Origin of the sequence: Moellerella wisconsensis (genome assembly GCF_022592395.1) — a bacterium.
Taxonomy (GTDB): domain Bacteria; phylum Pseudomonadota; class Gammaproteobacteria; order Enterobacterales; family Enterobacteriaceae; genus Moellerella; species Moellerella wisconsensis.
Window position 1 is genome coordinate 3,479,525 of record NZ_CP093242.1, and the last position, 12,355, is coordinate 3,491,879.

A 12,355-nucleotide genomic window follows, 5' to 3' on the forward strand; every position below is an offset into this window, starting at 1 on the left:
TAAATAGCGATATAAACTAAATAATAGCCACATAAATAACATCAACAATTTCAGTATATAAAAAAGGCTGTCGACTTAATTGCAGACAGCCTTTTTGGATCCCAATAAATATCTATTTAATACTATTGATTATCTTCAATATTATATAGGCACAGCGATTAGCCGGTATTACGCATACCCGCAGCGACACCAGCAATAGTAATCATCAGCGCTTGTTCAACTCGTGGATCTGCACCTTCTTGCTGGCGAGAACGTTGAAGTAACTCAGCCTGTAATACGTTCAATGGATCGGTATAAACATTACGTAAAGCGATAGATTCCGCAATCCATGGCAAATCTGCCATCAATTGTTCATCTTTAGAAACCGCCAATACACTTTTAATATCTTCCGATAATTGATTACGCAGTTTCTGCCCTAATGGCCATAAACGTTTTTCAACCAATCGATGATCATAATATTCCGCTAACCATAAATCGGCTTTGGCAAAAACCATTTCCAACATCGCAATTCGAGTTTTAAAGAATGGCCATTGATGCCACATCTCATCGAGTATCGACTGTTTACCGGCTTCAATTTCGTGTTTCAGCGCAGCCCCCGCTCCTAACCATGCAGGCAACATCAATCGATTTTGCGTCCAAGCAAAAATCCAAGGGATCGCTCGCAGAGTTTCAACTCCTCCCGTCGGACGACGTTTGGCTGGGCGCGAGCCTAAAGGTAATTTACCCAATTCTAATTCTGGCGTTGCCGCACGGAAATAAGGTACAAAATCGGGTTGTTCACGCACATAATCACGATACATATCACAAGAAACCGCCGACAGTGAATTCATCACTTGTTTCCATTCAGCTTTTGGCTCTGGTGGTGGCAGTAGATTGGCCTCAAGAATAGCACTGGCATATAAGGCTAAGCTGCTAATCGTGACTTGTGGTAAACCAAATTTAAAGCGGATCATTTCGCCTTGTTCGGTCACACGCAACCCACCTTTTAGACTTCCCGGCGGCTGAGATAATAAGGCGGAATGCGCAGGTGCACCACCTCGACCAATGGTTCCCCCGCGGCCGTGGAATAAGGTTAGTTTAACGCCTTCTTTTTCACAGAGCTTAATCAGCGCATCTTGGGCATCGTATTGCGCCCATGAAGCGGCCATAACACCTGCATCTTTCGCCGAGTCAGAATAACCAATCATCACCATTTGGTGATCATCAATTAAATCACGGTACCAAGGAATATCCAGAAGTTTTTGCATCACGCTTTCAGCATTATTCAAATCATCCAGTGTCTCAAACAATGGCGCTACAGGTAATTTAAGCGAACAACCGGCTTCTTTTAATAATAATTTTACCGCTAAAACATCGGAAGGAACTTTCGCCATAGAAATAACATAAGCCGCGACTGAATCTGCTGGCGATTCAGCGATAACCCGGCAAGTATCAAAGACTTCACGAGTTTGATCGCTTGGCTGCCAATCACGAGGCGTTAATGGGCGACGAGATTGTAATTCAGTTAATAAGAACGCTTGTTTCTCATCTTCGGACCACGCTTGATAGTCGCCTAATCCTAAATATTGAGTGAGCTCAGCAATAGCTTCGGTATGGCAGGTACTTTCCTGACGCACATCAATACGGACTAATTGCAAGCCGAAACAACGAATGCGACGCAGCGTATCGAGTAACTGGCCATTGGCGATAATTTTCATGCCACATGCAATTAAAGATTGATAGCACGCATAAAGCGGCTCCCATAATTGTGCGTTATCCAGCAGCAAATCAGCCGGCGGTAACACTTTTTCACCTTTTATACGGCGTTCAAGATATTCTAAGGTTGAAAATAATTGGCTGCGTAAATTTTTAGCAATCTGGCGGTACGGCTCAACAACCTCATCACCACCTGCCAGTGCTTGTAACTCTGGAGTCGCTTCAGTCATGGATAATTCAGAAACTAAAATCTGAATATCTTTTAAGAACAAATCAGCGGCTTTCCAACGGCTTAACAATAGCGCATGGCGGGTAATATCAGCAGTAACATTTGGATTACCATCGCGATCGCCCCCCATCCATGAGGTAAAGCGGATCAAATTAGAATCAACTGGCAATGAAGCGCCGATAGTTTCTTCTAGTTGTTCATTAAATTCACGCAAAAATGCAGGAACGCCTTCCCACAATGAATTTTCAACTACAGCAAACCCCCATTTTGCCTCATCAATCGGCGTAGGGCGCTGCTTACGGATTTCATCGGTATGCCATGATTGAGCCACTAGTTGGCGCAAACGACGCATAATATTGTTGCGTTCATAATCGGCTAAATCATCATGATCTAACTGAGATAAACAGGTATTTACTTCCACCAGCTTATGGATCAGGGTTCGGCGTGCAATTTCGGTTGGGTGAGCGGTTAAAACTAACTCAATTGATAATTCATCAACCGCTTTATGAATATCACCATCGCTAAAATTTTTCGCTTTTAAGCGATCAAATAAATTCTTCAGCGCAACAGGATTACTCGCAGCTTCTCCGTGTGGAGAAATGCTGTGATATTGCTCCGCCACATTGGTCAAATTTAAAAATTGGTTAAATGCCCGAGCAACCGGCAATAACTCATCATTTGACAGATTTTGTAGCGTATCAAGTAGCTGTTGGCGATCTTCTTCATTCCCTGCACGGGATGATTTAGAAAGTTTACGAATGGTTTCAACTTTATCGAGAATTTCTTCCCCTAAAGCGTCTTTGATGGTGTCTCCCAGTAACTTACCGAGCATACTGACATTGGTTCGCATTGCAGAATATTGCTGATTCATTGGACTCCTGACCTTATCTATCTGGCAGAATGTATTTATCCCGTCATACTCCAAGTTATCGTCTTATTCGTTCTTTGCCGATTGACGATCATATTGCGCAGTAACTTAAACTATGACGGATATAACCCGCACTATCTTTACCCTTAGCTATATATTCATATCAGAAAATAATCTTTTTGGGGGAATTTTCTAAAATTTAATTACATTGCTATTATTATTAGTTTTTCTTATTAACTGCATTGCTCTAGCGCAATTTAGCCGAATATAGCGTCGATTCAGCTATTAATTATGTTAAATATTTCTTATTTAATACTGATGCAGCAGAAAAATTTCTAACCTCTGACTGTTTTTCCATATAATTAATTTAAATTATTTTAGTTTTATCCAAATAATCTATAACGAGAACTGATCGCCGAAAGAGCTAAAGCTAAAATGAGAATAAAAATTTATGACATAAAAAAATAGGCTACTTAATAGCAGCCTATTTATATTGAACTGTCTCGAACTATATCGAACTATAATAAATAAAAATTCACTTTGAAAATCATCACTAACCGGTAATTGATGATTAAAGTAACTGAGATAATCGATTTAAATCCGACTGAATCGCCCCTGCCGTTACATCTCTACCGGCTCCCGGGCCACGGATTACCAGTGGGTTATCTCGATACCAACGGCTCTCAATCGCGAAAACATTATCCCCCGGTAGCAAAGAAGCAAGTGCATGATTAGGTTTTACTGCCTCTACGCCAACTCGTGCTTTACCTTTTACCGCATCAAAACGAGCAACATAACGCAAGACCATATCCATCTCTTGAGCAGCCTCTAATCGTTGGATCATTTGCTCATTAATCACCGTACTGTTTTCAAAAAAAGCATCGAGAGAACCGGTTGCCGCTTCCATCGGAACCAATGATTCTACCCGCACATCTTTTGGTTCAATATCATATCCTGCTTCTCGTGCCAGAATAATCAATTTGCGCATCACGTCTTGACCCGATAAATCAATGCGCGGATCCGGCTCAGTTAATCCTTGCTGCCATGCTTGTTCAACTAATTCACTAAACGGTACGCTGCCGTCAAATTGTAAAAATAGCCAAGATAAGGTGCCAGAAAAAATACCACTGATCGACAATATATTATCGCCGCTTTCTTTTAAATCACGTACCGCATAGTTAATCGGTAAACCAGCCCCCACTGTCGCATTGTATAACCAGTGGCTGTTAGTTTTGGTAAAAGCATCACGAATTAAACGATAGCGTGGTGTCTCAGAAGCGCCAGCAATTTTATTGGCACTAATGACATGAAAACCGTAGCTAGCAAAATCCACATAGCTCTCGGCCAGCTGTTCGCTCGCGGTAACATCTAGCACCACTAAATCATCATAAGGATGGGCTCGCATCCATAAAAATAGATCATCATCTTGCTGCTCTACAGCTTCATCATCGAAAAAAGCCAAGGCGCGACTGGGATCAATACCTTGATAATTCAATAAACTACGTTTGCTATCAACCACGCCAGCCAATATAAATTCAAAATCACTGCGAGCAGATAATGGTTTTTGTTCCGTCGCAAATAACTCGAGCCAACGAGCACCTATATTGCCTTTACCAAAGAGCACTAAGCCAACCCGCTTCTCCGCTCGGAATATACTCTGATGTAATCCTTGAATAATATGCTCAGTCTGATTGGTCCTCAGAACCGCAGCTAAACTAATACCATCTTCAGAATGCCAAATATATTCAATCGGCTGGTCTTTTAATTGCTGATAAAAACGATGGCTATGTAAGGCATTTTTACCAACCCCCGCCCCGACTAATGCCACCAAAGAAAAACCTTCGCGTAACGAAAGTTTGCCGGGTAGGGTGGCTTCTTCAAGAATATTTAATGCACTTTCAGCGACTTCAGAGGTATAACATAACTGCAATATATGCCGATCTTGGTGGATGCCACTGGCTAATGGGCGAAGTTGCACTCGCTTTAATAATTGATCGACATCTTTATAAATTTTTTGAAAATCACGCCCTTGTGCAACACGCAATTCAATTAAGCATACATCATCGTGACTGGTTACAATTTTAGCGCCACTTCCCGAGGCTAATACACGCTCAATTTTAGTTGACCCTTGCTCGGGCTGATAACTGCAACGTAATTGCAAATCAATATTGCTGATAGAAACTGGTTGTAAGGTGCGGGTATGCAATACCGGTGCAGCCAAACGCGCTAACTCACTGGCTTCATCAAGGCGTAATAATGGCAATAAGCACGCATCTTTTACTTTTCGCGGATCGGCACTATATACCCCCGCAACATCACTCCAAATAGTCACTTTACTGACATTTGCTAATGCACCCACTTGTGTTGCCGAGTAATCACTACCATTACGGCCGAGTAATACAGTTTCACCCGCTTGATTCTGTGAGATAAACCCCGTAACAACTAAACGTTGATTAGGATGCTGCGCTAGCAACTGCTGTAAAAGAGGACGCGAGAGTGTTTCATCAACTTGTGGTTGCGCTGCTCGCTCGGCGCGTAAAAATTGCCGAGCATCCAGCCATACACTTGCCATACCCGACTCGGCTAATACTGCCGACATTAATCGAGCAGACCAAATTTCACCGTGTCCGACAACTTCAGCATAAGTAGCCTCATTCACGGGCTGATCTAAAAGTTGGCTTAAGCGCTCTAAATCTGCCACCAGTTGCTGATTCAATCTATCCGCTGTTGGCTTAGTCAATAAATGAGCTATTAAATCTTGTTGATAACGGCGTAATGTTTGTTGGATTTGATGAGCCGATATACGATCACTCTGGCTAGTTTTAAACCAATTAATTAACTGATTTGTTGTGCTACCCGCTGCTGATACCACCATTAAATCATCGGGTTGACTATAATCAGCCATAATTTTCACTACCCGCTGATAACATTTAGCATCGGCTAGGCTACTGCCACCAAATTTGTGTAACTGGCGGTTATGCTGCCCCGCCTCGACTACTGTCAGTGTGCTCATCAAAAAACTCCGCTACCCTTGAGTGACGATCCGGAAGGCATTTTCCAAATCGGCAATTAAATCTTGGCTATCTTCAATTCCTACCGATATACGCAGTAACTCATCGGTGATCCCTGCTTTTGCTCTCGCTGCTGGTGTCATTCCGGCATGGGTCATAGTCGCGGTATGAGAAATTAACGTTTCAATACCCCCTAATGATTCTGCTAACGTAAATAATTCTAACGCAGCAAGGAAGCGCCGAATAATCGTTTCGTCTCCCGCGAGTTCAAAACTCAGCATCGCGCCAAACCCTTTCTGTTGGCGTTTCGCGATTTCATGCCCAGGATGATCAGCTAAAGCAGGATAATATAATTTTTTTACTAAAGGCTGATTTATTAAATAATTTACGATTTCTTGCGCATTTTTCTGCTGCAACAATATACGTGGGGCTAATGTTCGGATCCCACGTAACAATAAATAACTGTCAAATGCTCCGCCAGTAACCCCAATATTATTGGCCCACCATGCTAATTCCTCAGCCTGCTGCGGATCTTTAGCGATGACCGTACCCGCCACCACATCGGAATGACCATTCAGATATTTAGTACAAGAATGAATAACAAAATCAGCGCCTAAAGATAATGGTTGCTGTAATACCGGACTCAAAAAGGTATTATCAACCGCTACTAAAGCGCCGGATTGATGCGCTAGTTCAGCAATATGCTGAATATCCACAATACGCAATAATGGATTACTCGGTGTTTCAATTAATACTAATTTCGGCGCTTTGGCTAATGCGGCTTTCAATGCTGTCTCATCACTTTGGTCAACAAAAATTACGTTATAAGCGCCGCGTTTACTTTGGCTATCAAAGAGTCGATAACTACCGCCATAACAATCATGAGGGGCAACTATCCAATCGCCAGGATTTAAAAATGTGGTACACAGCAAATGAATCGCCGACATACCGCTGCTAGTAACAACAGCACCCGCGCCACCTTCAAGCTCAGCGAGTGCATTTTGTACCATGTCTCGACCCGGATTACCTCGACGGGAATAGTCATGGACTCGCGGCTGATTATATTCAGTAAAATTATAAGTACTCGATAAATAAATCGGTGGGACGACACAGCCGAACTGTGTATCTTCATTTAACCCACTATGAATTGCGATTGTTGCTGGTTTGCGAGCCATAATTACCCCAGATAAAATAAATTCTGCTATAAATATACCCACCAGATGTATAGACGTCAACAGGTCTAGCCGTCTAAACTTCTTTACGTTTAGATGAAGAAATGAAATAATCAATACTAGAAATAATGTTATTAGCTGTTTATTTATCGATCTGACTTACTATACTTCTCATTTTCCGTGAATAGATCATAATAAAATGAGCAATAAGGTCGATAATAAACGCTGAAAAATTCAAGTACCACAAGTAGTAACCTCGCCCTTACCATCTATTTATGCCAGTAAATTATTGGGGGAGATAAAAGTCACTTATACTGCGGTAACTTGAAATATAATCGATATATTTACAATCTTTATTACTAATGAAAATAATTAAGGTACTTCATGGCTGAGTGGAATGGTGAATATGTCAGCCCTTACGCTGAACATGGCAAAAAAAGTGAGCAAGTTAAAAAAATTACCGTTTCAATTCCATTAAAGGTATTGAAAATTTTAACTGATGAGCGCACTCGTCGCCAAATTAATAACTTACGTCACGCAACCAATAGTGAACTGCTGTGTGAGGCTTTTCTCCATGCGTTTACCGGGCAACCGTTGCCGAACGATGAAGATCTACGTAAAGAGCGTAGCGATGAGATCCCAGAAGCAGCAAAAGAAATAATGCGTGAACTCGGTATCGATCCAAATGATTGGGAATATTGATTTCCAATCAAATATTATCTTTTATCCCCCCATTATTTCTCCCTTGAATTTTTTGAGGGAGAAATATCTCATAGAACTTCTTATAAAATAATCCATCTTCTTTTTCTGTATTCTGTACTCGTCGCTTTCTAAAGGCAGTCATTTCTAACCGTCATCTTTTCAATGCCAGTCTATTTTTAATAATCTCTTCTGAATGAATATTATACACCCACATTCTAATACTGAATTCCCTTTAGCTTCATCATCTATTTTTAGCTTAATCGACTTACTGCAACAAGTATGGCTCTGATGGTGAAAATTACCAATCAACAGGTAAAAATACCGAAATATAGGAATAAAATGAATAAAATAATCGACTAAATCCCGGTAAAAATCTTGAGGTAAGAATTATAAAAGAGGAATTACGCTATAGCGATTACACAGTAGAAATGACAGGATGGGAATATGGTATAGGAATTATCGAGCAGCAATAGTGGCATAACCCAGAGTGAAATTAAAAATAATCTAATCGTTAATAAACAAAAACCCCAGCCATTAGCCAGGGTTTTATCAGAGATACAGGTAAGTTTCGAAATTCTAGAGTTACCGATAAATCTGTTTGAAATATCCTAGATACCATAAAACGACGATATTCAACTAAAGCATTAGGCTTTATTTGAACGCGGTATTCTGCAATAACAGGATATTTCTTCAGCCAAACAGTCTTACTTCTTGCCACCTGGGATGCTGAAGCGCTGGTTGAAGCGATCAACACGACCACCAGTTGCCACATCACGCTGTTTACCAGTGTAGAATGGGTGGCAGTTGCCGCAAACGTCCAGATTCAGAGAGTGACCAGCTGTTGATCTGATTTTCATCACATTACCGCAAGAACAAGTTGCAGTAACTTCATCATATTTAGGGTGAATACCTTTTTTCATGGGAAAACCTCTATTAAGGCCGTGTCGCCATCCCGCCCTAACGCCGGACACCACACGTCGTGTTAATTATAAATTAGGATATTTTTATTGGTAAAAATCGATACCAAAGGCGGCGGATCATACAGAAAAACTATTTAGCCTGCAATGAAAACCGTGCTTGTTTTATGGTACTCTTATTCACTTATGTTCGCAAAATTGTCTAGAGGCGCTTAAAAAAACGCTCGGGGATCCACTTATGGTTGTCGTTCAGGTTGCCTTACCTGTACCTTTAAATCGTTCTTTTGACTATCTGCTCTCCGAGAATATGCCTGCCCCCGTAGTAGGGGCTCGGGTCATGGTTCCTTTTGGCCGACGCCAAGCTTTAGGGGTGGTTACAGCTATCACTGACAAAAGTGAATTCACTGCCGAACAGCTGAAACCTATCGATACCGTACTTGATCAAGCAACGCTCTTCCCTGATGATCTGTGGCAACTGCTGCTATGGTCTTCACAGTATTATCACTATCCGATTGGCGAAGTGTTATTTCACGCAATGCCGACGTTATTACGCCAAGGGAAACCAGCTGAGTTTTCCCCGATTTGGCAATGGCAGATAACGGAACAAGGTAAAGCCGTTGATATCACAACATTAAAGCGTTCACCTAAACAACAACAAGCATTAGCTCAATTACTGCGCCAACCTATTTATCGCCATCAAGTAAGTGAATTTGAGCTCAGCGAAACCGCATTACAATCATTAAAGAAAAAAAATCTGGTCAATTTATATCCGATACAACCGGTTGCTATCGCTTGGCAAGATAACTTTGCTGTGTCAGAGGAACGATTACGGCTAAATACAGAGCAAGCGACTGCCGTTGGCGCTATTCGAGCACAAGATGATCAATTTTCACCTTGGTTATTAGCCGGTATTACTGGTTCAGGTAAAACTGAGGTTTATCTCAGCGTACTGGAAAATATTTTAGCCCAAGGACGACAAGCATTAGTTTTAGTCCCCGAAATTGGCTTAACACCACAAACTATTCGTCGGTTTAGCCGGCGTTTCAAAGCCCCCGTAGATGTATTACATTCCGGTTTAAATGATAGCGAACGATTAGCTGTTTGGTTGCGTGCTCAGCGAGGTGATACTGCCATCGTTATTGGTACACGCTCGGCCTTATTTACCCCATTCTCACGTTTGGGGATCATTATTATCGATGAAGAGCACGACAGTTCTTATAAACAACAAGATGGCTGGCGTTATCACGCCCGTGATTTGGCGGTATTCCGTGCCAAAAAAGAACATATTCCAATTGTCATGGGAACTGCAACACCATCATTAGAAACGCTGTGTAATGTGCAACAAGGCAAATATCAGCGGCTAAACCTGACTCAGCGTGCAGGGAATGCAAAACCTGCTATTCAACATTTAATTGATTTAAAAGGACAACCATTAAAGCATGGACTGTCACATTTGCTTATCCAGCATATTGGCGAACATCTCGCCCGCGATAATCAAGTAATCTTATTTCTTAATCGTCGAGGTTATTCGCCGGCTCTTATTTGCCATGAATGTGGCTGGATAGCCGAATGCCCACGTTGCGATCATTATTACACGCTACATCAACATCACCGGCAATTACGTTGCCATCACTGCGACAGCCAACGTCCCGTGCCAAAACAATGCCCAGAATGTGGATCAACCCAATTAGTTCCCGTCGGGATGGGGACCGAGCAACTGGAAGAAGGGATCCAGGAGATCTTCCCACAAACTCCCATTACTCGAATTGATCGTGATACCACCAGCCGCAAAGGCGCATTAGAACAGCAATTAAACGAAGTTAGTGCGGGAGGTGCTCGTATCTTAATTGGTACTCAGATGTTAGCCAAAGGCCATCATTTTCCAGATGTGACACTAGTCGCATTATTAGATGTCGATGGCGCACTCTTTTCGAGCGACTTTCGAGCTGCTGAGCGCTTTGCTCAATTATATGTGCAAGTTTCTGGCCGAGCTGGGCGGGCGGGTAAGCAAGGAGATGTCTTTTTACAAACGCATCATCCTGAACATCCATTATTAATGACCTTACTAGAACAAGGTTACGATGCGTTTGCAACAGAAGCCCTAGAAGAACGCAGTACGGTTCAATTACCCCCTTATACCAGTCATATTATGATCCGTTCAGAAGATCATAATAATCAACAAGCCCCGCAATTTTTACACAATCTGCGCCACTATATTGAACAGCATCCTGATCGTGATGACAAATTATGGATTATGGGGCCATCACCTGCAATTCAAGCGAAACGCGGCGGGCGATTTCGCTGGCAATTATTACTGCAACATCCTTCACGGCTCTATTTACAACGCCTAATGACTCGATTGATCCCAGAAATCCAATCTTACCCTGAAAGCCGTAAAGTAAAATGGAATATTGATGTCGATCCTACTGACGGGTAATTTTATGATATCTACTTATTTGAAGTAATAACATGATTAACTATTTAGCCAGTTAATATTTTATTTTTGCGAAGTAGCTCTAATAAATGACATAAGTCACACTTTTTATGCAAACTAAGTAACAGTTTAAGTTTATAAAAAGTTTAGAATAACCAGCTAATAGGGATCATGTTAGCTACCTCGAGTAGCTGCATGACATTTAAGTTTATTCAAAAAGCAATCGATTAACTTAATCGCGAGGGATGTGTAGTGGAACAACGAAATGATAGCGGGGCTGCCACGATGAAAGATGTTGCAGATGCTGCAGGGGTATCAACAGCCACAGTATCAAGAACGCTGATGAATCCTGAAAAAGTCTCCTCACAAACTCGACAAAAGGTTGAACAAGCAGTTTTGGATGTCGGCTATTTTCCACATAATTTATCGCGTAATTTTAAACGCAATGAATCGAAAACAATCTTGGTTATTGTTCCTGACATCAGTGATCCTTTTTTCAGTGAAGTAATTTGTGGGATTGAAAATGTAGCCGCTCAAGAAGGCTATTTAATCTTAATTGGCGACTGTAAGCATCAGCAAAAACAAGAACATGCTTTTATTAATCTGATTATCACCAAACAAATTGATGGCATGGTTCTGCTCGGTTCAAATATTCCCTTTGACGCATCGACCGAAGAACAAAAAAATCTTCCGCCAATGGTCATGGCCAATGAATTTACTCCAGAACTAAAATTACCCACCGTGCATATAGATAATCTAACTTCGTCATTTAATGCGACCCATTATCTTCAGAAGCTCGGACATCGACGTATCGCTTGTATTACTGGGCCAGAAGATATGCCGCTGTGTAAATATCGCTTAGAAGGATATAAAAAAGCCATGCTACGCACTGGCGATAAAGTGCGTGAAGATTATATTATCCGTAGTGACTTCAGCCATGAAGGCGGAGCTAAAGCCACCAAAAGACTGCTTACTATGCCAGAACCCCCCACCGCGATTTTCTGCCATAATGATATGATGGCACTGGGCGCAATGTGGCAAGCCAAGCGTATGGGGCTTAAATTACCAAGCGCTCTATCTGTAGTCGGTTTTGATAATTTAAAACTCTCACAATATAGTGACCCACCGCTTACTACTATCGGCCAACCGCGTTTTGAAATTGGTAGTCAGGCAATGAAATTGCTGTTAGATCAACTGCAAGGACACAATATTAATGTCGGTTCTTGCCTGTTAGATGCTGATTTAATTATTCGTGAGAGTGCTCAAGCGCCTAAAAGCTAGGCAAAATGACTCAGGTTAAGTAACATGTGTCACCGTATATAACATT

The 12,355-nt window shown here is 41.7% G+C and carries 7 protein-coding genes; 3 read left to right on the forward strand and 4 right to left on the reverse strand.

Features of this window, described 5'->3' with window-relative positions; translation table 11 throughout:
* Window positions 1–158: 158 nt before the first annotated feature.
* From ppc to metB, 3 genes are all read right to left on the reverse strand, one after another.
* Entirely contained in the window at window positions 159–2,795 is a 2,637-nt protein-coding gene (gene ppc / locus MNY66_RS15315) for a phosphoenolpyruvate carboxylase (protein ID WP_241501159.1), read from the reverse strand.
* 568 nt (window positions 2,796–3,363) lie between these two features.
* Window positions 3,364–5,805 (reverse strand): bifunctional aspartate kinase/homoserine dehydrogenase II, encoded by a 2,442-nt coding sequence (locus MNY66_RS15320; protein ID WP_241501160.1) that lies wholly within the window; start codon window positions 5,803–5,805, stop codon window positions 3,364–3,366.
* Window positions 5,806–5,817: 12 nt separating this feature from the next.
* Window positions 5,818–6,978 (reverse strand): cystathionine gamma-synthase, encoded by a 1,161-nt coding sequence (metB, locus tag MNY66_RS15325; RefSeq protein ID WP_241501161.1) that lies wholly within the window; start codon window positions 6,976–6,978, stop codon window positions 5,818–5,820.
* A gap of 381 nt (window positions 6,979–7,359) precedes the next feature.
* Between metB and metJ the strand changes: the two genes are divergently transcribed.
* Window positions 7,360–7,677 (forward strand): met regulon transcriptional regulator MetJ, encoded by a 318-nt coding sequence (gene metJ, locus MNY66_RS15330; RefSeq protein WP_047255813.1) that lies wholly within the window; start codon window positions 7,360–7,362, stop codon window positions 7,675–7,677.
* A 704-nt stretch (window positions 7,678–8,381) separates the two neighbouring features.
* On the opposite strand, the gene rpmE is transcribed toward metJ, so the two are convergent.
* The gene (rpmE, locus tag MNY66_RS15335; RefSeq protein WP_047255814.1) at window positions 8,382–8,597 is read right to left on the reverse strand and encodes a 50S ribosomal protein L31; all 216 of its coding nucleotides are present in this window, start codon (window positions 8,595–8,597) and stop codon (window positions 8,382–8,384) included.
* Between the two features lie 235 nt (window positions 8,598–8,832).
* Between rpmE and priA the strand changes: the two genes are divergently transcribed.
* Window positions 8,833–11,031 (forward strand): primosomal protein N', encoded by a 2,199-nt coding sequence (priA, locus tag MNY66_RS15340; RefSeq protein WP_241501162.1) that lies wholly within the window; start codon window positions 8,833–8,835, stop codon window positions 11,029–11,031.
* Between the two features lie 282 nt (window positions 11,032–11,313).
* Window positions 11,314–12,309, forward strand: a complete 996-nt coding sequence (gene cytR / locus MNY66_RS15345) for a DNA-binding transcriptional regulator CytR (RefSeq protein WP_420915527.1) — start codon at window positions 11,314–11,316, stop codon at window positions 12,307–12,309.
* Window positions 12,310–12,355: the final 46 nt, after the last annotated feature.